At 69.5% G+C, this 19,418-nt stretch carries 21 protein-coding genes; 16 read left to right on the top strand and 5 right to left on the bottom strand.

What is annotated here, in order from left to right:
• Nucleotides 1-12: 12 nt before the first annotated feature.
• From ACM6LR_RS16480 to eccD, 4 genes are read left to right on the top strand one after another with little or no spacing between them, the layout of a single operon-like run.
• Complete coding sequence (locus ACM6LR_RS16480) at nucleotides 13-1,362, top strand: WXG100 family type VII secretion target (protein ID WP_414944057.1); 1,350 nt, start codon at nucleotides 13-15, stop codon at nucleotides 1,360-1,362.
• Between the two features lie 5 nt (nucleotides 1,363-1,367).
• Nucleotides 1,368-1,886 carry a hypothetical protein gene (locus ACM6LR_RS16485; RefSeq protein ID WP_414944058.1) on the top strand — a complete coding sequence of 173 codons (519 nt, stop codon included), beginning with the start codon at nucleotides 1,368-1,370 and terminating at the stop codon, nucleotides 1,884-1,886.
• Nucleotides 1,883-2,212: a YbaB/EbfC family nucleoid-associated protein gene (locus tag ACM6LR_RS16490; RefSeq protein WP_233223736.1), complete on the top strand. Its 330-nt coding sequence runs from the start codon at nucleotides 1,883-1,885 to the stop codon at nucleotides 2,210-2,212. Before ACM6LR_RS16485 ends, ACM6LR_RS16490 begins: the two co-directional genes overlap by 4 nt.
• Entirely contained in the window at nucleotides 2,209-3,585 is a 1,377-nt protein-coding gene (gene eccD, locus ACM6LR_RS16495; RefSeq protein ID WP_414944059.1) for a type VII secretion integral membrane protein EccD, read from the top strand. The genes ACM6LR_RS16490 and eccD overlap by 4 nt, the downstream gene beginning before the upstream one ends.
• Before the next feature lie 142 nt (nucleotides 3,586-3,727).
• On the opposite strand, the gene ACM6LR_RS16500 is transcribed toward eccD, so the two are convergent.
• Nucleotides 3,728-4,801 carry a type VII secretion protein EccE gene (locus ACM6LR_RS16500; protein ID WP_414938052.1) on the bottom strand — a complete coding sequence of 358 codons (1,074 nt, stop codon included), beginning with the start codon at nucleotides 4,799-4,801 and terminating at the stop codon, nucleotides 3,728-3,730.
• Between the two features lie 147 nt (nucleotides 4,802-4,948).
• Here ACM6LR_RS16500 and eccB point away from each other — a divergent pair, with 147 nt between their 5' ends.
• Genes eccB through ACM6LR_RS16515 form a run of 3 tightly spaced genes read left to right on the top strand, consistent with a single transcriptional unit; the run spans nucleotide 4,949 to nucleotide 7,763 of the window.
• A complete protein-coding gene (eccB, locus tag ACM6LR_RS16505; RefSeq protein WP_414938053.1) occupies nucleotides 4,949-6,373 on the top strand; it encodes a type VII secretion protein EccB in 1,425 nt (474 codons plus the stop codon).
• Nucleotides 6,374-6,387: 14 nt separating this feature from the next.
• The gene (locus ACM6LR_RS16510) at nucleotides 6,388-7,110 is read left to right on the top strand and encodes a response regulator transcription factor (RefSeq protein ID WP_414938054.1); all 723 of its coding nucleotides are present in this window, start codon (nucleotides 6,388-6,390) and stop codon (nucleotides 7,108-7,110) included.
• Nucleotides 7,107-7,763 (top strand): response regulator, encoded by a 657-nt coding sequence (locus ACM6LR_RS16515; protein ID WP_414938055.1) that lies wholly within the window; start codon nucleotides 7,107-7,109, stop codon nucleotides 7,761-7,763. Before ACM6LR_RS16510 ends, ACM6LR_RS16515 begins: the two co-directional genes overlap by 4 nt.
• Nucleotides 7,764-7,803: 40 nt before the next feature.
• Here the strand turns inward: ACM6LR_RS16515 and ACM6LR_RS16520 are convergent, their stop codons facing one another.
• A complete protein-coding gene (locus ACM6LR_RS16520; RefSeq protein ID WP_414938565.1) occupies nucleotides 7,804-8,598 on the bottom strand; it encodes a carbon-nitrogen hydrolase family protein in 795 nt (264 codons plus the stop codon).
• 84 nt (nucleotides 8,599-8,682) lie between these two features.
• Here ACM6LR_RS16520 and hisD point away from each other — a divergent pair, with 84 nt between their 5' ends.
• The 5 genes from hisD (at nucleotide 8,683) to ACM6LR_RS16545 (ending at nucleotide 12,517) form a co-directional block, all read left to right on the top strand.
• The gene (gene hisD, locus ACM6LR_RS16525; protein ID WP_414938056.1) at nucleotides 8,683-10,008 is read left to right on the top strand and encodes a histidinol dehydrogenase; all 1,326 of its coding nucleotides are present in this window, start codon (nucleotides 8,683-8,685) and stop codon (nucleotides 10,006-10,008) included.
• Nucleotides 10,005-11,105, top strand: a complete 1,101-nt coding sequence (locus ACM6LR_RS16530; protein WP_414938057.1) for a histidinol-phosphate transaminase — start codon at nucleotides 10,005-10,007, stop codon at nucleotides 11,103-11,105. Before hisD ends, ACM6LR_RS16530 begins: the two co-directional genes overlap by 4 nt.
• Nucleotides 11,102-11,701: an imidazoleglycerol-phosphate dehydratase HisB gene (gene hisB / locus ACM6LR_RS16535; RefSeq protein ID WP_005155296.1), complete on the top strand. Its 600-nt coding sequence runs from the start codon at nucleotides 11,102-11,104 to the stop codon at nucleotides 11,699-11,701. The genes ACM6LR_RS16530 and hisB overlap by 4 nt, the downstream gene beginning before the upstream one ends.
• Before the next feature lie 118 nt (nucleotides 11,702-11,819).
• Entirely contained in the window at nucleotides 11,820-11,975 is a 156-nt protein-coding gene (locus tag ACM6LR_RS16540; RefSeq protein WP_414938058.1) for a hypothetical protein, read from the top strand.
• Between the two features lie 140 nt (nucleotides 11,976-12,115).
• Complete coding sequence (locus ACM6LR_RS16545; protein ID WP_414938059.1) at nucleotides 12,116-12,517, top strand: NADAR family protein; 402 nt, start codon at nucleotides 12,116-12,118, stop codon at nucleotides 12,515-12,517.
• Between the two features lie 372 nt (nucleotides 12,518-12,889).
• On the opposite strand, the gene ACM6LR_RS16550 is transcribed toward ACM6LR_RS16545, so the two are convergent.
• Nucleotides 12,890-15,070 (bottom strand): MMPL family transporter, encoded by a 2,181-nt coding sequence (locus tag ACM6LR_RS16550; RefSeq protein ID WP_414944060.1) that lies wholly within the window; start codon nucleotides 15,068-15,070, stop codon nucleotides 12,890-12,892.
• A 160-nt stretch (nucleotides 15,071-15,230) separates the two neighbouring features.
• On the opposite strand from ACM6LR_RS16550, the gene ACM6LR_RS16555 reads away from it, so the two are divergent.
• Both ACM6LR_RS16555 and ACM6LR_RS16560 read left to right on the top strand, forming a co-directional pair.
• The gene (locus tag ACM6LR_RS16555; RefSeq protein WP_414938061.1) at nucleotides 15,231-15,800 is read left to right on the top strand and encodes a TetR/AcrR family transcriptional regulator; all 570 of its coding nucleotides are present in this window, start codon (nucleotides 15,231-15,233) and stop codon (nucleotides 15,798-15,800) included.
• Between the two features lie 46 nt (nucleotides 15,801-15,846).
• A complete protein-coding gene (locus ACM6LR_RS16560) occupies nucleotides 15,847-16,719 on the top strand; it encodes a hypothetical protein (protein WP_414938062.1) in 873 nt (290 codons plus the stop codon).
• Here the strand turns inward: ACM6LR_RS16560 and ACM6LR_RS16565 are convergent.
• Both ACM6LR_RS16565 and soxR read right to left on the bottom strand, forming a co-directional pair.
• A complete protein-coding gene (locus ACM6LR_RS16565; RefSeq protein ID WP_414938063.1) occupies nucleotides 16,716-17,264 on the bottom strand; it encodes an RNA 2'-phosphotransferase in 549 nt (182 codons plus the stop codon). The genes ACM6LR_RS16560 and ACM6LR_RS16565 overlap by 4 nt on opposite strands.
• A gap of 46 nt (nucleotides 17,265-17,310) precedes the next feature.
• Nucleotides 17,311-17,772 carry a redox-sensitive transcriptional activator SoxR gene (gene soxR / locus ACM6LR_RS16570; protein WP_409494210.1) on the bottom strand — a complete coding sequence of 154 codons (462 nt, stop codon included), beginning with the start codon at nucleotides 17,770-17,772 and terminating at the stop codon, nucleotides 17,311-17,313.
• Between the two features lie 52 nt (nucleotides 17,773-17,824).
• On the opposite strand from soxR, the gene ACM6LR_RS16575 reads away from it, so the two are divergent.
• Nucleotides 17,825-18,517: a transketolase gene (locus tag ACM6LR_RS16575; RefSeq protein WP_414938064.1), complete on the top strand. Its 693-nt coding sequence runs from the start codon at nucleotides 17,825-17,827 to the stop codon at nucleotides 18,515-18,517.
• A gap of 4 nt (nucleotides 18,518-18,521) precedes the next feature.
• Complete coding sequence (locus tag ACM6LR_RS16580; protein WP_414938065.1) at nucleotides 18,522-19,412, top strand: transketolase family protein; 891 nt, start codon at nucleotides 18,522-18,524, stop codon at nucleotides 19,410-19,412.
• The last annotated feature ends 6 nt before the right edge of the window (nucleotides 19,413-19,418 follow it).

Genomic DNA, 19,418 nt, shown 5'->3' on the forward strand with positions numbered 1-19,418 from the left:
TCGGGGAGCGGTGTGGTCGACGCGTCGGGCGTCGTCAGTTCGATTCTGTCGAATTACCGGCGGCTCGTGGTCGAGTACCAGCGGCGGGTCACCGGTGATCCGGCGGCGCTGAACGCGGCCGGGCAGCGGTGTGGCGAGCGGGCGTCCACGGTTTCCGGCCGGGCAAACGAGATCGCCAAGGCGGCGAAGGCGCTCAACGCGTCCTGGGAGGGTGATGCCTACACCGCGTTCGCCAGGGCCGCGGCGAACCTGAGCCAGGAACTCGGTGAGCTCGGCGCCGAACTAAGCGACCAGTCGAACCGGCTGCGAGCGGGCGCGCAGGCACTGCGGGGCGCGAAGTCCTGTGTGGACTCGATTCTCGCTCAGTTCGACCAGTACGCCGCGCAGCTCACCAGCCAGGCGCGCACGGCGAACGCGAACGCGGTCAACGCGTTCATCTCCGCCGCCCGCCAGCTCGGCGAGCGCGCCGCGCAGGCGGCACAGGAGATCGCCGACGAGCTGAGCGAAGAACTCGCGCGGCTGTTCCCGCCGGAGGGCACCGGCCGGATCGAACACGAACTCGGCAAATGGGGCCGCGGCCCGTTGTACTGGCTCAACGGCGAAACACTCGACGGCCGCAAGCGACCGCGCACGCATCCTTCCTGGTTCGGCAATTCCGGCTGGAAGAAGCTCACCTGGGACGGTCTCGAAGGCACGCGCGCCCCGCGTGCCGGCGACACCCCGTTCGGCAGGCCGAAGCCGGAAGGCCTGCGCGACAAAGCCTGGAACAGCACCGAGATCACCTACGCCAAGTGGAAGCAGGAGCAGGACGGTTTCACCCCGGGCTGGGACGCCAAGGTCTCCTCACAGGGCTGGGACCTCAAGGCGTCCGGGCACGCCGAACTGGCCGCCTTCAAGGAAGAACTCGAAGGCAAGAAGGAATGGGGCGTCGCCTCGGGCAGTGCCAAGGGGACCGCGTTCGTCGGCGGCGAGGTGAACGGCTCGTTCCAGGCGGGCGCGCACGGCGTCGGCGTGCACGCCAACGCCTTCGTCGGCGGCAAGATCGAAGGCGAGCTCGCGGCGGACGTGGCCGGGGTGGGCGTCGGCGCGAGCGGCACCCTCCAATATGGACTCGGCGCCCAGCTCGACGGCCAGGCCGTCTACGACGCCGGGCACCTCAAGGTCAACTTCAAGGCGGGCGTCGCACTCGGTCTCGGAGCCGGGATCGGCGCGAAGATCGACATCGACCTGCCGAAGATCGCGGACACCGTCGGCGAGTACGGTGGCGCCGCCGTCGACGCGGTGAGCGGCGCGGCTGGCCAGGCGGCGGACGCCGTCGGCGAGGCTTGGGACGACGCGATCTCCTACGTGGGCACGTGGTGACAGGGATGAGCGAAGCGATGACGCAGGACCGGGTTTCCCTTCCGCTCGGCTTCGACATCCCCGAGGGCTGGGTGCCGGTCGAGCCGTCGTCCGTCGGCGCCGAGGGCGCGGTCTTCGTGGCCGTGCACTCCGTGCCGGACGGGGAGTTCACCCCCAACATCACCCTGAGCGTCGGGCAGCGGCCGGATCAGGCGCGGATCACCGAGATCGCCGACGAGGCCGTCGAACGCCTCGGCCGGTCCATGGCCGCGCTCGAAGTGGTCCAGCGCAAGGTGATCGGCACCGGGGCCGCCCCCGGCGTGACGCAGATGCTGCGCGTCCGCACCGGCGAAGGGCAGGAACTCGTGCAGACCCAGGTGCAGCTGACCGTGCCAGGCGCGAGCCCGGCCGACCGGCTGATCCTCCAGATCGCCTGTACCGCAGCGCCCGAGACGGCACGCCGGCTCGGCGACGACTTCCGCAGGTTCGTGGCCAGCGTCCACGTCCGGCGGGATTTCACCGCAGATGAAGGAGAAGACTCGTGACCACGGACCCCTATGCCATGCCGGACATGGACGAGTTGCTGGACCAGGTCCGCAAGCAGACCGAAGAGGTGCAGCGCATCCAGCGTTCGGTCGAGGCGATGGAGGTCAAGGCGCACTCACGGCAGAACGAGGTCACCGTCGTGCTGCGCGGTGACGGCCGGTTCACCTCGATCGACATCGACCCCCGCGCACTGCGTCAGTACGACGCGCGCAACCTTTCGGAGATCGTCCTGGAGGCGGTCAACAACGGGCTGCAGAAACTGGCCGAGGCCAGCAGCGCCAAGTTCGCCCCGGTCATCGAGTCCGCCAAGTCGATCGAAGCATGACGGCCGCGATCGCGGGCTCCACCCGGCGCGTCACGGTGGTGACACCGCGGGCGCGGGTCGATGTGGCGCTGCCGCAGCAGAGCACGTTCGCCGAACTCGTCCCGCAGCTCGTCCGGCTCGCGGGTGCGTCAGGGCAGGCGTCGGCCGAGCACCCGGGCTGGGTGCTGTCGCGGCTCGGCGGCGCTCCGCTCGCGCTCGGCCTCACGGTCGCCGCGGCGCAAGTGCGTGACGGAGAAGTACTGCACCTGACCCCGCGCGAACGCCCGCGGGGTCCGCTGCTGTTCGACGACGTCGTCGACTCGATCGCCAGTGTCGCCGAGTCGGGTACCGGCCGCTGGGGACCTTCGGTGGCGCGCAAGGCGGGTATCGTCGCGTCGGTCGTCCTGCTGCTCACCGGTGGCCTGCTGGTGCAGGCGGCCGCGTCCGGCAGTGTGCTGGCGCCGATCGGGACCGGGCTGCTCGCGCTGGTCCTCGTTCTGGGCGGTGGCGCGTTGAGTCGTGCGTACGGCGACGCGGAGGCCGGTGCGGCGGGCGCGCTCGCCGGGGTCGGCGCGGCGTTGCTGGCCGGGATGTCGATCCTGCCGCCGCATCCGCTGTTCTCGCTGTCGGCCGGGCCGCTGGCCGCCGGGCTCGCCGTGGTGACCGTGTACGGCGTGATCGCGGCCGTTTCGGTGGCGGACCGGCTGCCGTGGTTCGTCGCGGTCACGGTCGCCGCCGGGCTCGGCGCGATCACCACCGCCATCGCCGGACTTGCCGACGTCCGCGCGGTCTCGGCGGCCGCCGTGGTCGGCGTCGTGGCGACGGCACTGGCCGCGGTGGCACCGATGATGGCGCTGCGGCTCGGCAGGCTGCCGCTGCCCCGGGTGCCGGACGACATGGACGCGTTCCGCGCCGACGAGAACCCTTCGCTGGGCGAGGACATGGTCGGCGGGACGACGTACGCGCAGGCGTTGCTGACCGGGTTGCTCGTCGCGCTCGGGCTCACCGTGGTCTCCGCGTGTATCGTCCTGGCGTCGTCCGGCGGGGCCTGGGAAGCGGGCCTGTGCGCGTTGCTGGGGCTGGCGCTGATGTTGCGTTCGCGCGCGTTCGCCGGCCGTTCGCAGCGGCTCGTGCTCATCGGTTTCGGTGCGGCGGCCCTGGCGTCGGCCGGTTTCTGGCTCGCCGCGGGCGGGCCGCGTTCGTTCGTGTTCGGCGCGGGCTGCGCCGTCGTCGTCGCGGCGGGCGTCTGCCTCACTTACGCGACGCGGGTCGCGAAGGGACGCCGTTCTCCTTACTGGGCACGGACTCTCGATATCGTCGAGTTCCTGGTGCTGCTCTCGCTGATCCCGTTCGTCGGCATGATCGCCGGGGTCTACGAGGCCGTGCGCGGCTAGGCCCCACCCCCACGCAATTAGTCCTCTAGTTGCGGTACTTGCACACGCAAGGACCGCAACTAGAGGACTAATTGCGTTTACGTCCGTGGAGGGTTCCTTCCCTACCCTCAGAGAGGAAAGGAGCCCTCCACGGACAGTCCCCTCAGTCCTCCAGCGCCAGCGGCAGGGTCCGCCGGACCGCCGCCGCGTGCCGTCCGTGCAGCGGGGTCACCGCGATCCCTTCGGGCCGCACCGTCTCCGCCCCCGGTCGTCCGCCGACCCGGATGGTCACTTCGGACTTCTCGCGCCCGCCAGGGGTGCGATGCAGCGTGTACGAAGTCGCGGTGAACGCCGAGCCGGGTACGTGAAGATCCAGTGTCCGCGCGAGATCTCGCTCCGACCGCGGCCGGTAACAGACCTGCGAGGCACCGCCCCAGTCCCAGGAACGCCAGCCGGTCACCGGCGCGTCCTGGCCGCTGCCGAGCGCGACGCGGAGTTCTTCGGCCACCTCGCCTGCCTCGAGCACGGTGCTCTCGAACCCGGCTTCGGCCAGCGCGCCCATCAGAGCCAGCGCCGCGCAGGCGGTGCTCCGCAGCGCGCCGAGTTCTCCGCCACCCCGGGCGAGCGCGGCGATCGGCGCGTCCTCGGGCCGGTACCGGACGGCGAGCCAGCGGACCCTGATCAGCGACTGTCCATTGGGGACGGTCCAGGTCAGCAGCTGTGCGCTGGACAACGGGATCCCGGTGCTCGCGTAGGAGTCACGCAGGATGGCGACCAAAGTGGCCGGATCGGGTGCGACGGCACCCCTGGTCAGCCGCACGACAGCGCTCCAGCCGTCGCCGACCTCGGCGACGCCGAAACGGTTACCCGCGCGGTCGACGTGCTGGCGGACCCGGACGGGACCGGCGAGCCGGTGCAGCGGATCGGGGACTTCGCGCTTGTCGCGACGCTTCAGCCGGTATCCGGTCCAAGTGAGCAGCCAGCCGGCGGCGTGGCGCCCGGCGAAGCGGACCGACGTCGTCAGGACAAGGACCCCTGCCACAGCGGTAATGCTGATCCGCGCGGGCTGAGGGAACCCGTCGACGGTGAAGGCCAGCAGGATCGCGATCCCGGCGATCTCCCAGAGCGCCGCCTGCAGCGGTCGGATCGGCAGCAGCCAGGGCAGCGGCGCCGCACCCGCGGTGCCGTGTTCCGGGGCCTGGCGTGGTGTGGCCACCGCCGGGGCTTCAACCGACAAGGAATTCCCCTCCTCCGTGCACGCGCCCGACGGTAATCCCGTCCCGCGCGGGGGAGGGGCGTAAAAATTACCCTCACCGTGAAGCTTGACGGAACCTAACGTGATGGACCTTCGGACGGGTGGGTACGAACGGCGGGGGACGGGAGCGTGTGGACGCAGCGGGACCAGATCCAGGCCTACCAATTCCTCCGCAGGAGACTGGTTTCGGCACTGGTCTCGGCGGACGCCAACCACCCGGTCGCCCCGAGCCGCAGGCTCGTGATCGGAACCCTGTGCGGCCTCGGCGTGGCGCTGCTGGTCACCGCGGTCTTCGGCGTGATCGGCCTGCTGAACCCCTCCGGCGGTAAGGACTGGCTCGCAGGCGGCAAGGTCATCGTCGAGGAGGGCACCGGCGCCCGGTACATCCTCGGCAAGGACGGTGCGCTGCATCCCGTGCTCAACTACGCCTCCGCGCGGCTGATGGCGGGCGGCAACGGCGAGGCCACGGTGACCGTCCCTTCGGACAAGCTCGCGAAGGCCCCTCGCGGTTCGCAGATCGGCATCCCCGGCGCCCCCGATTCACTGCCCTCGTCCGCCGTGCTGGTGAAGACGCCGTGGACGAGTTGCTCGCGGACGACCCAGGATGCGCCCGCGTCGGCCGAACCCGAGACAACGGTGCTTTTCGGCGCGCCCGCCGCCGGGGTCGACCTGCCGAAGGACCAGGCCGTCGTGGTCCGCGTCCCCGAGGGCGAGCGTTACCTCGTGACGGCGGGGCGCCGCTACAAACTCACCCCGGAGGCGGCCACGGCGCTGCAGTTCGACACCTATCCGGCGATCGCGGTGTCCTCCCGGTGGATCGGCACGGTCGCCGCCGGACGGGATCTGGCCTACCGCGCGGTCGAGGACGCCGGACGGTCCGGCCCGCAGGTCGGCGGCACCACGGCGAAGGTCGGTTCGGTACTCGGTGTCGTCGACGCGATGGCGTCACCCAACGACGCGACGTCGTACTACCTCGTCCGCCCCGAAGGACTCGAACCGATCGGCCAGACCGCGGCGAGCCTGCTGATCAACACGCCGCAGAACGCGGACGCCTACACCGGCGTCCCGGCCCCCGTCGCGGTGCGCGCGGCCGACGTCGCCGCGGTGCCGAAGGTCGGCACGGCGAGGACGGGCGGGGCCGATCCCGCGGAGTATCCGGACCGGATCCCGCGAAAAGCGCCCGTTACCGGACAGTCCGTGACGGTATGCGCGCAGGGTTCTCGAATTGTTATCTCCGCACAGGTCCCGTTGCCGCAAGGTGCGAAGGCGATCCCGGTGACGGCGCGGACGGACGCGCTGGTCGCCGACGCGGTTTTCGTGCCTCCGTCGGGAGGCGCGGTGGTGACGGAATCCGGTTCCGGCACGGTTTACGTCGTGACCGACACGGGCCTGAAATACCCGGTGGCGAGCACTGAGGCACTCGCTTCCCTCGGTTACGGCCAAGCCGAACGGCAACCGGTTCCGAATGGGTTGCTGGCACTGGTGCCGCGAGGGCCCGCGCTGGATCCGGCGCGGGCCGGACGCGCGGTGTCCGCGGCGGGTGGGACGGGGTGAGCGGAAGCGTGCAGATGACTGAAGACAAGCCGGAGACCGACCGGGTCGACGTCGCGGTGATCGAGGACCATCCGTTGTACCGGCACGCCGTGGTCCGGGTCCTCACCGAGGCGGAGGGGATCGAACTGGGCGCGGTGGTCGATTCGGTCGCCCGGTTCCACGTCCACCCGCAGCCACCCGGCAGCGTCGTGCTGCTCGATCTCGGCCTGCCGGGGATCGCCGGGGCGGCGGCCGTGCTCCAGGTGTGCGAACTGGGGCATCACGTGCTCGTGGTGTCCGCGCAGGCGGAGTCCGAACAGGTGCTCGGCGCGATCGCCGCCGGTGCGAAGGGATTCCTGTCCAAGGACGTCGACGTCGACGAACTGCTGATCGCGATCAGGACGGTCGCGCAGGGCAGGGCCTATGTTTCCGCGGTGGTGGCCGGAATGATCATCAAGGACAACGCCGACCGCCCCGTGCGGGCTCCGGACGTCGCGCTGTCCGCGCGGGAGAAACAGGTCCTGCGGCTGGTCGCGGCGGGCGAACGCGACGTCGACATCGCCCGCATCCTGGGTATCGGGGTCCGGACGGTCCGTGGTTACCTGGACCGGATCCGTGACAAACTCGGAGAGAGAAGGCGGGCCGGTCTGGTCCGCAAGGCCATCCAGCTCGGGCTCGCGTCTCCGCCGGAGGTGCCAGGCCCGTCTCGGCCGGTCGCGCCCCGCGACGACGCGGGCGGATTCGAAGGACGCCGGTGAACGCAGACGAGCAGCAGCCGAAACGCAGCACACCGATCAACGTCGGGGTGATCGAAGATCATCCCTTGTACCGGGACGCCGTCGCGCGTGTCCTCACCGAAGCGCCGGACATCGCGCTGGGCGCCGTCGCCGACTCCGTCGCGCGGTTCGCCGTCCAGGAACAACCCGCGGGCAGCGTCGTCGTCCTCGATCTCAAGCTGCGCGGCGTCCAGGACGCCGCCGCGGTACTCGAAGTGGGGCAGATGGGGCACAAGGTGCTCGTGGTGTCCGCGCACGCCGAACAGCCCGAAGTGTTGGGCGCCATGCAGGCCGGGGCGAAGGGATTCCTGTCCAAGGACGTCGACGGCGACGAACTCCTGCGCGCCATCCGCACCATCGCGGACGACAACGCGTACGTGTCGCCGACGCTGGCCGGAATGATCATCCAGGACAGCGAAGACCGCCACGCCGGGCCCAAGATCGTGCTGTCCGAACGGGAAAAGCAGGTCCTGCGGCTGGTCGCGGCGGGTGAACGGGACGTCGACGTGGCGGAGATCCTGAACATCAGCGTGCGGACGGTGCGGTCCTATCTCGACCGGATCCGGGACAAGACCGGGGAACGGCGGCGGGCCGGGTTCGTGCGGGTGGCGATCCGCGAGGGCCTGCTGCGCTAGACCCGACCGAGACGCTTGAAGTGTGGCTGGTGGGTGGACGTTAGAGTCGACGGTTCGCCAAAGCGCCCGTCGCCGCCCGAGCCTTCCCGCTGACCGACGGATCCACGTCGACGACCAGGGTCTCCGGCCCGGCGCCCAGCCGGGCGTGGACGCGTCCGAAGCCGTCGGACACCGTCGAGTGGCCGATCCCGGTCGGCGCCTTCGGATTCACCTGTGTCCCGCTCGCGGCCGGATCGGCCTGTCCGCAGCCGAGGACCCAGCAGCCGGAGTCGAGCGCGCGGGCGCGCACCAGGACCTCCCACTGCTCGCGTTTGCCCTCACCCGCGCCCCAGGACGTCGGCACGAGAACGATGTCGGCGCCGTCGTCGGCCAGCTTCCGGAACAGCTCCGGGAAGCGGATGTCGTAACAGGTCGCGACGCCGAAGGTGACCCCGTCGACCTCGAAGGTCACCGGCGCGGTTCCGGGGGCGACCGTGTCGGACTCGGCGAACCCGAACGCGTCGTACAGATGGATCTTGTCGTAACCGAGGTGATGACCGCCGCCGGTGACGAGCAGTGTGTTACTGACGCGACCATCGGGTGACGGCGTGAACATGCCCGCGACGATCACGACCCCGTGCTCGTCCGCGATGGACGCCACAGTGGACGCCCATGGCCCGTCCAAAGGTTGCGCGAGCGATTTCAGCGGCACACCGAAGCGCGCCATCGTCGCTTCGGGGAAGACCACGATCCGCGCGCCGTCGGCCGCCGCGGCAACCACGCCTTCGCGAATCAGCTTCAGGTTCGTTTCGGGATCCTCGGCCGCTGTGAGCTGGCACAACCCGATTCGCGGCACGGCGGCCTCCCTCATCGTGGGATCGCTGGTCACCACCCCAGTGTGCCTGCTCGGCGCGATCCGGCCACCTCGTACCCTTGAGGCATGCTGAACCGTACCGACCTGCGTGGACAGGTCCCGTCCGTTGCCGAACTCAGGAGCACGCTCCCGCGTGCCGAGTACGACGTGGACGCGGCGCTGCATCGTGTACGGCCGGTGGTCGAGGCGGTCCGTGATCGCGGCGTCGAAGCGGTTCTCGAGTACACCGAGAAGTTCGACAAGGTCCGCCCCGAGGGCGTCCGCGTGGCCGCCGCCGAGCTCACGAGCGCGCTCGAGAACCTGGAACCGGCCGTCCGCGAGGCGCTGGAGGAGTCCATCCTCCGCACCAGGAAGGTCCACGGTGATCAGCGCCGCCAGGACGTCACCACCGAGGTCGTCGACGGCGGCACCGTCACCGAACGCTGGATCCCGGTGGAGCGCGTCGGGCTGTACGCGCCGGGCGGGCTCGCGGTGTACCCCTCGACCGTGGTGATGAACGTCGTCCCGGCGCAGATCGCCGGCGTCGGCACGCTCGTGCTGTGCTCGCCGCCGCAGGCCGCGTTCGGCGGTCTCCCGCACCCGACGATCCTGGCGGCCGCCGAACTGCTCGGCGTCGACGAGGTGTGGGCCGTCGGCGGAGCGCAGGCCGTCGCGCTGCTCGCGTACGGCGGCACCGACACCGACGGCACCACGCTGGAGCCGGTCGACATCGTCACCGGGCCCGGCAACATCTTCCTCACCGCGGCCAAGCGGCTGCTGCGCGGCATCATCGGCATCGACTCCGAGGCGGGACCGACCGAGATCGCGATCCTCGCCGACGAGACCGCCGACCCGGTGCACGTCACCGCCGACCTGATCAGCCAGGCCGAGCACGACCCGCTCGCCGCGAGCGTGCTGGTCACCACGTCCGAGGAACTCGCGGACGCGGTGGACAAGGAACTGACCGGTCGCGTGACCGCGACCAAACACGCCGAGCGTGTGACGGAGGCCTTGAGCGGCAAGCAGTCCGGCATCATCCTGGTGTCCACTGTGGACGACGGGCTCCGCGTTGTCGACGCCTACGCCGCGGAACACCTGGAGATCCAGACCGCGGACGCGCGCTCGGTGGCCGCACGGGTACGCAACGCGGGCGCGATCTTCGTCGGGGCGTACGCGCCGGTTTCGCTCGGCGACTACTGCGCGGGCTCGAACCACGTCCTGCCCACCGGCGGATTCGCGCGGCACTCGTCCGGGCTTTCGGTGCAGAGCTTCCTCAAGGGCGTGCACGTCGTCGACTACAGCGAAGACGCGCTGCGCGAGATCGCCGGCCGTGTCGTCGCGCTGGCCAACGCCGAGGATCTGCCCGCGCACGGCGAGGCCATCACGGCGCGGTTCGAGGGAGACCGGGCATGAGCGTCGGCGAGGAGATCACGCTCGACGCGCTCCCGCTGCGGGAGGACCTGCGGGGTAAGACCCCGTACGGCGCGCCGCAGCTCGACGTGCCGATCCGGCTCAACACCAACGAAAACCCGTACCCGCCGCCGGACGCGCTGGTGGTCGCCGTCGCCGAGGCCGTCCGCGTCGAGGCCGCGTCGCTGCACCGCTACCCGGATCGCGACGCCGTCGCCCTGCGGCAGGACCTCGCGGACTATCTCGCGGTGTCCACCGGTGTGCTGGTGTCGGAGTCGAACGTGTGGGCCGCCAACGGGTCCAACGAAATCCTGCAGCAGATCCTGCAGGCCTTCGGCGGCCCAGGCCGGTCGGCGCTGGGTTTCGAGCCGTCGTACTCGATGCACCCGATCATCTCGGCGGGCACCCGCACCGACTGGCTGCCCGTGCCGCGCCGCGACGATTTCACGCTCGACACCGAGAAGGCGGCCGCGCTGGTGCGGGAACGCCGTCCGGACATCGTGTTCGTGACCAGCCCGAACAACCCGACGGGCGGGTCGATCCCGTTCGGTGAGCTGCGCGGTCTGCTCGAAGCGGCGCCGGGCATCGTGGTGGTCGACGAGGCGTATGCCGAGTTCTCGTCGCAGCCGAGTGCCATCGAGCTGCTCGAGGAGTACCCGTCGCGGCTCATCGTGTCGCGCACGATGAGCAAGGCGTTCGCCTTCGCGGGCGGGCGGCTCGGTTACCTGGCGGCCGCGCCCGCGATCGTCGACGCCCTGCAGCTGGTGCGGCTGCCGTACCACCTCTCGAAGCTCACGCAAGCCGCCGCGCGGGCGGCGCTGCGGCACGCCGACGCCACCCTGGCGTCGGTCGCCAAACTCGCGGCCGAACGCGACCGAGTGGTGGAATCGTTGCTGGGCTTGGGATTCACGCCGGTTCCGAGCGACGCGAACTTCGTCCTTTTCGGACGCTTCGCGGACGCGCCCGCGACCTGGAAGTCCTATTTGGACAACGGTGTGCTGATCAGGGACGTCGGCATCGAAGGGCACCTGCGGGTGACCATCGGGACGCCGGAAGAGAACGACGCCTTTCTCGAGGCCAGCAAGGAGGTGCCGCGATGAGTCGCGTCGGCAAGGTGGACCGCACCACCAGGGAATCGTCCATTTCCGTTCAGCTCGACCTGGACGGAACGGGACAGGTGGAGATCGACACCGGTGTCCCGTTCTACGACCACATGCTCACCGCGTTCGGGGTGCACGGCTCGCTCGACCTCAAGGTGCAGGCGACCGGGGACGTGCACATCGACGCGCACCACACCGTCGAAGACACCGCGATCGTGCTCGGCCAGGCGCTGCGGCAGGCGCTCGGCGACAAGAGCGGCATCCGCCGCTTCGGCGACGCGTGGATCCCGATGGACGAAACCCTCGCGCACGCCGCGATCGACGTCTCCGGGCGGCCGTACTGCGTGCACCTCGGTGAGCCGGAGCAGTTCAACAGCTTCACCATCGGCGGGAACTACCCGTTCGTGCTGACGCGGCACGTGTTCGACTCGCTTTCGTTCCACGCGCAGATCGCGCTGCACGTGCGGGTGCTCCACGGCCGGGACCCGCACCACATCGCCGAGGCCGAGTACAAGGCCGTCGCGCGCGCTTTGCGTGCCGCCACCGAGCCGGACCCGCGGGCGGGTGGGATCCCTTCCACGAAGGGCGTTCTCTGACTCCCGCAATTAGTCCTCTGGTTGCGGTCCTTGCACGTGCAACTACCGCAACCAGAGGACGAATTGCGGAGTGCACCCGGGGAGGTCGGGCGCGTGCGGGTGTGGCAGGGTGGCGGGCGTGAGTAACTCGACCATCGCCGTGCTGCTGTTCGCACTCGGCGGCTTCCTGATCGGCGGCGTCTACGCGACCTGGAAGAGCGTCAAGTTCCTGGCCGTGGTGCTGGGTATCGGTGCGCTGCTGGCGATCGGCGGAGCCATCGCCTGGCTGGCCTGAGGCCCGCCGTCCGGTAAATGGCGTGCGCGCCGGGACATCGGCGATCATGCTTTCCGGCATGTCCTTGGGGGACATCAGCCTCGGCGTGACGGCACGATCGGACCGCATGCTTCAGCCAGTGGTGGCCAGCCCGGTTCACCGTGGACGACGAAACGTTTCCGACGGCCGAGCACTACATGATGTGGCACAAGGCGCTCCTGTTCGACGACGCCGAGAGTGCCGCGCGCGTTCTCAAGGCCCGGCATCCACGGGAGGCCAAGGCTTTGGGTCGCGAAGTCCGCGGGTTTGACCAGGTGGCCTGGGAAACCGAGCGTTACGGAATCGTCCGCGACGCCTCGATCGCGAAGTTCGGGAAGCATCCGGAACTCCGCGACTTCCTGCTCGGCACCAAGAACCGCGTGCTGGTCGAAGCCAGCCCGCTCGACGCCGTCTGGGGCATCGGGCTCGCGGCCGACCGTCCATACGTCGAGAACGCCGACCGTTGGCGCGGGCTGAACCCGCTCGGCTTCGCGCTGGGAGAGGCCAGGACATTCTTGGCATAAGTCCGTGAAGACCTCCTCCCTACTCGCAGGGTCAGGGTCTCGGCAAAGTCGCGGAGCTGTTGGTCTGCGCTGCTGCTGGTGGTAGTCCGGGCTGGCATCGCTAGTGCCTGCGAGGGGCCGAGCGGGGAGGATTTGGGACGTTCAAGGTCCGAAATCCTCCCCGCTCGGGCGTGTGCCGGGGGCAAGTCTCTGAACCTGTGTTGAGCAAGCTCCGCGACCGGTGTGATCCCGCGACGATGTAGGAATTGGGACACTGAACGTCCCAATTCCTACATCGTCAGCCTCACGCAGCGGCGGATAGCCGCTGATCTGCAAGACCTCGACTTTGCCGAGACCCTGACTCTCAAGGTAGGAAGGAGGCCTTCACGGATCTCAGCTCGAAGAGCGGGCCAGCTCTCGCTCGTCAGGAGCGTCAAGCTGCTTCGTGAGCTTCTCGCCTTCGACGTCGACGTCCGGCAGCACGCGGTCCAGCCACTTCGGCAGCCACCACGCACCGCGGCCGAGCAGCGACATCAACGCCGGCACGATGGTCATCCGGATCACGAACGCGTCCACCAGCACACCGAAGGCCAGCGCGAACCCGATCGACTGGATCAGCGAGGACTCCGCGAGGACGAACCCGGCGAACACGCTGATCATGATCAGCGCCGCGGCGACCACGACGCGGGAGCCGTGCCGGAAACCGGTGACCATCGCCTGCTGCGGGTCGGCGCCGTGGACGTACTCCTCCCGCATCCGCGTCACCAGGAACACCTGGTAGTCCATCGCGAGCCCGAACAGTACGCCGATCAGCAGGATCGGCAGCATGCTCATGATCGGCCCGGTCGTCTTCACGCCGAGCAGGTCGGTGAGCCAGCCCCACTGGAACACCGCGACCACGGCGCCGAACGTCGCGACCACGGAGCCGAGGAAGCCCAGCGTCGCCTTCAGCGGGACCACGACCGAGCGGAACACCAGCATCAGCAACAGGAACGCGAGCCCGACGATCAGCGCGAGGTAGGGCAGCATCGCGTCGGCGAGTTTCTCCGAGACGTCGATGTTGGCCGCGGTCTGGCCGGTCACCGCCAACGAAGCCCCGGTGGCCGTGCCCAGTCCCGCGTTCAGGCCGCGGATGTCGCTGACGAGGTCTTCGGTCGCGGTGCTGCTCGGACCACTCTTCGGAATGACGGTCAACAGTGCCAGGTCACCGCTCCGGTTGACCTTCGGCGGCGTGACGATCGGGCGCTCCCCGAGTCCGCTGATCCCGGCGGAGGCCTGTTGGAGCGCGGCCTGCCGGTCGGTGCTGCCGCCGAGGTCGACGACGATCACCAGCGGGCCGTTGGCGCCCTCGCCGAAGCTGCGGCTGACGGTGTCGTAGGCCTTGCGCTGGGTGGTGTCGGGCGCGGCGGTGCTGTCGTTCGGCAGGCCGAGCTGCATGCTCGCGGCCGGGACGGCGACGATCGCGAGCCCGGCGATCGCGGCGATCAGCACCGGGATCCGGTGGCGGGCCACGAAACGCGCCCACCGTTCGCCGTGCGTCGTCGCGCCTTCCTTGCGGCGCAAGCGAATTTTGCCGCCCGCCAGTTTGCCGCCCGCGAAGCCGAGGATCGCGGGAAGCAGGGTCAGCGCGATGACGACCGCGATGGCGACGGTGATCGCCGCGGCGACGCCCATCTCGCCGAGGAACGGGATGCCGACGACGGTCAGGCCGGCCAGCGCGATGATCACGGTCAGCCCGGCGAACACCACGGCGGAGCCCGCCGTGCCGGTGGCGCGTCCGGCGGCTTCCTCGGGATCGCGTCCGATGCCGAGTTCGTGCCGATAGCGGGAAACGATGAAGAGCGCGTAGTCGATGCCGACGGCGAGGCCGATCATCAGTGCGAGCACCGGCGTGTTCGTGTTCAGTTCGAGGAAACCGGACGCTGTCGTGATGCCGGCCATGCCGATGCCGACGCCGATGAGCGCGGTCAGCAGCGGGATACCGGCCGCGAGCAGCGAGCCGAAGGTGATGATCAGGACGACGGCCGCGACGGCGACACCAAGGCCTTCGGTGGCGTTCGTGGCGGGCATCGCCTGGACGGCGTCGCCGCCGAACTCGACGGTGTATCCGGCGGCCTTGGCGGGGGCCGCGGCGGCCATCAGGCCCTCGCGATCGGTTTCGGTGAGCTCGAAGCCCGGCACGCGGTAACTGACCTGCGCCAGCGCGACGTGTTTGTCGGGCGCGATCGCCTGCATCTGCAGCGGGTCGACCACTCCGGCGACCTTCGGCGCGTCCTTGAGCCCGGTGACGAGGCGCGTGATCGCCGCCCGCCCAGCCTCGTCGGTGACGTCGCCGGGCGTGGAAATGACAACGCGGGCGGTCGCACCACCGGCGGCGGCTTCCGGGAAACGGTCCGCGAGCTGGTCGATCGCCTTCTGCGACTCGGTGCCGGGGATGGTCACCGAGTTCGAAAGCTGGCCGGACAGGGTCAGCGCCCCCGCGCCGAGGGCCACCAGGACGACGGCCCACACCGCCGCCACCAATGCCCGGCGCCGGAACGAGAACCGGCCCAGTCGGTACAGGAAGCTGGCCACAGAAGTCTCCCGTTCACTCGATCAGGTGTATTCCAAGCTAGCCGATCGGCTAGGGGTCAACAAGCCGATCGGCAAGTATGTGACTAGCCGCACGGCTAGTACTCGGTTGGCTCGAGGGCTGCGCGTGACGTAACCTCCGACGGCTGAACAAGGAGGGAAAATGGACGTCGTCCACGTGGAGGACACCCGCACGCGACTTCTGGGCACGGCGTTGCGGTTGTTCACCGAACACGGCGTGGAAGGCACCTCGCTGCAGATGATCGCCGACGCCCTCGGCGTCACCAAGGCCGCCGTCTACTACCACTTCAAGACGAAGGCGGAGATCACCGAATCCGTCGCCGAGCCCGTGCTGCGAGAGCTGGAGGGCATCGTCGACGACGCCCGCGCACAGCGCACCCGCGGCGCGCAGATCGACCATTTGCTCGACGGGTTCGTCGACCTCGTAGTACGGCATCGCGCGCTGGTCGCGCTGTTTTCCAGCGACCCCGGCATCGCCAGGGCGGTCGAGAAATCCGTCCACCGCTCGGAAAGCTTCAAAAACCGGTTGCTGGAGGTCCTGGTCGGCCCCGATCCGGACCTCACCGCGATCGTGACCGCGCAGGTGCTGCTGGCGGGGATCGCCATCGCCGGCGGTTCGCCCGACGTGGCCCCGCTCGACGACGAGACGCTGCGCGAAACGCTCCTCAGCGTCGGCCGCAAGCTCTACAACCGCCCGCGCCGCCGCACGTGACCGATGTGTTCAAGACAAGCGCCGCGATCCGCGCGACGCTGTCGGTATGAACATCGATCTGGAGTCAGCGGCCACCTTCATGGCCACCCAGGCCCGGCTGCTCGACAGGCGCCGCTTCGAGGTCCTCTTCCGCGACGGCGACCCGGCGGCGGCGCTCGCGGCACTGGAGGGCTACCGCAATCCCGACGGCGGCTACGGTCACGGACTCGAACCGGACTGCCGTTCGGCGACCAGCCAACCCGGTGGCGCGCTGCACGCTTTCGAGGTCTTCGCCGGCGTCGGCCCGGCGATCAGCCCGCGTGCGGCCGAACTCTGCGACTGGCTCGCCTCCATCTCCTTGCCCGACGGCGGTATCCCGTTCGCCCTGCCGATGCCGGACCCGGCGGGCAGCGCGCCGTTCTGGGCGGAGGCGGACTCGTCGGTCTCCTCGCTGCAGATCACCGCGATCGTCGCGGTCGTCGCGCACAGCGTCGCCGTGCACGATCCGGCGGTCGCCGCGCACCCGTGGCTGGCGAACGCCACGCGCTACTGCCTCGACGCGATCGAGAAGATCGATGAGGCGCCGCACGCGCTCGTGCGCGCTTTCGCGATGAAGCTGGTGGACCGGATCGGCGACACGCGCCTGACCGAGAAGCTCGGGAGGTTCATCCCGGACGACGGAGTGGTCGCCGTCGGCGGCGGGATCGAGGGTGAGGCCATGCGCCCGCTCGACTTCGCCCCGGAACCGGACGGCCCGGCACGGAAGCTCTTCAGGCCCGAAGTCATCGAGGCCGATCTGCGGCGCGTGGCCGCGGCGCAGCACGAAGACGGCGGGTGGCGCGTCGACTACACGAGCTATTCGCCCGCGGCCGCGCTGGAATGGAATGGGCTGTTCACCGTGAGCACGTTGTCGCTGCTGCGGAACAACGGCCTGATCTAGGGGAGACGGCGCAGGAACCCCGGCGGAACGGCGGCGGTGAGCCAAACGCCGTTCGCGCTCACTTGGAACTCGTGCCCGGCGACCGCCATGCCCGCCGCGTCGACGAGGAGTACGACCGCGACGCCGCGCCTTCCGCCGACCGTGCGGGCGGTCTCGATGTTCGCGGAAAGGTGCACGGCGTGCCGCTTCATCGGCCGGAGACCCTCGTGCATGATCGCGTCGAGGAACCGGGACACGGTGCCGTGATAGAGCACGTCCGGCGGGGTGGCGGTGGGCAGCGCGAGATCGACGTCGACGCTGTGTCCTTGACTGGCGCGGATCCGCCGCCCGTCCTCGTCGAAGGCGAACCGTTGTTTGTCGTTGCCCTCGACCACTTCGTCGAGTTCGGCACGGGTGAGGGCCAAGCCGTCGCGCCGCAGGGCGGCCAAGAGCGCGCCGACTTCGACCCAGCCGTCGGAGGTCAGGGTGATGCCGATGTCACCGGGTGCGTGCCGCAGGTGCCGGGAGAGTCGTTTCGAGACTCGGATGAGGTTCTTCTTGTCCATTTCGAGTCACAGTGACGCACATCCGGCACCCGCGTGGCAACGGAATTCAGAAGCCGCCCTCGGAAGCCGGGCGCAGTTTCCCCGCGCCGGGGCCGAATCGGGACATCTGGTCGTCGGCGTTGTAGAGCCCGCAGCTGCGCAGGGACAGGCAACCGCAGCCGACGCAGCCGGTCAGCCTGTCCCGCAGGCGTTGCAGCGCGTCGATCCGCGCGTCGAGTTCGGTCTGCCAGCCCTTCGAAAGGCGTGCCCAGTCGGCTTTGGTGGGGGCGTGGTCCCTGGGTAAGGTCTCCAGTGCCGAGCTGATGTCGTCCAGGCTGAGACCGACACGCTGCGCGGCGCGGATGAAGGCGATCCGGCGCAGCACCGAACGCGGATATCGCCGTTGGTTACCCGCCGAACGCTCGGAGCTGATCAGCCCTTTGTCCTCATAGAAGCGCAAAGCCGTATGGGGCACGCCGCTGCGGTCGGCGACCTGTCCGATGCTCAGGTGTTCAGCCAATCTCGTCACGCCGCCAGACTAGCCTTGACTTCGACCTTAGTCGAGGTTGCACCCTCGGTTCATGACCACCGACACCATGACCGGCTACGAGGATCTGCCGCGGCTGATCTCGTTGATGACCGGGGACGAGAAGCATCAGGCCGCCGCGGAGTCCACTGTGGACGTGCTGTGGGTGCTCTACGACCGCGTACTGGACATCACCCCGGAGACCTTCCGTGATCCCGGTCGCGATCGCTTTCTGCTGTCGAAGGGCCACGGTCCGATGGCCTACTACGCCGTCCTGACGGAGAAGGGCTTCATCCGCGAGGACGAACTCGCCGACTGGACTTCGGCGGAGTCACGGCTCGGGCACCATCCCGACCGGGCGAGGTTGCCCGGCGCCGAGATCGCCAGCGGGTCACTGGGGCATGGCCTCCCGCTCGCCATCGGCACCGTGTTCGGCCTGCGCGCCAAAGGATTTCGTGACGCCAAGGTCGTCACCCTCGTCGGCGACGCGGAACTCGACGAAGGCTCCAACCAAGAGGCCATCGCGGTGGCGGGCCGCATCGGCATGCCGCAGCTGACCGCTGTCGTCGTCGACAACTCCTCCGCCACCCACGGCTGGCCGGGCGGGATCGCGCGCCGGTTCGAGGTCGAGGGCTGGGAGACCCGCACGGTCGACGGGCGCGATCACGAAACGCTCTACGAAGCCTTCACCGCACCCCATCCGGACCGGCCGCTCGCCGTGGTCGCGACCGTCGAGCGAAAGGCCTGAAACCGTGAACATGCGTGAAACGTTCCTTTGCGCCGTCGCCGAGGTACTCGACACCGATCCGAACGTCGCCATCGTGCTCGCCGACATCTCCGCGGCGCAGCTGGACTTCGCCGCCCGGAAGCATCCGGACCGTGTGCTCAACGTCGGCATCCGCGAGCAGCTGATGATGAGCGCCGCCGGCGGGCTCGCGCTGGCCGGGATGCGCCCCATCGTCCACACCTTCTCGTCGTTCCTCGTGGAGCGGGCGTTCGAGCAGGTCAAACTCGACCTCGGGCATCAGGACGTCGGTGCCGTGCTGGTGTCGTCCGGCGCGTCCTACGACATGCCGACCGCAGGGCGGACACATCAGGCACCAGGAGACGTCGCCCTCATCGACACACTGCCGGGCTGGACCGTGCACGTGCCGGGTCACCCCGAAGAAGCACGGAGGCTGCTGCTGGAGTCCATCCCGGGTGACGGACGTGTCTACCTTCGGCTTTCCGCGCAGGAGAACGCGAAACCGCATTTGGGTGCCGGGCTGCAGACGCTGCGCGAAGGCGACCGAGGTGTCGTAGTGGCCGTCGGGCCGATGCTCGACCGGGCGATGGAGGCGACCGTCGATCTCGACGTGACCGTGCTCTACACCTCGACGATCCGGCCGTTCGACGCCGCCGGTCTGCGCTCGGCCGTCGAGGCCGCGGGCGCACGCGACGTTGTGCTGATCGAGCCCTATCTCGCGGGGACTTCGGCGCATGCGGTGTCCGACGCCTTGTCCGAAACGCCGCATCGGTTGCTGTCACTGGGTGTCCGGCGTGACGTCGAGGTGCGGATCTACGGCGAGATGGCCGACCACGATCTCGCACACGGCCTCGACGCGGGGTCCATCGCCTTGTCGGTCAAGGAATTCCTCCGCTAGCGTCAC

Origin of the sequence: Amycolatopsis sp. cmx-11-32, assembly GCF_047608695.1 — a bacterium.
Classification (GTDB): Bacteria; Actinomycetota; Actinomycetes; order Mycobacteriales; family Pseudonocardiaceae; genus Amycolatopsis.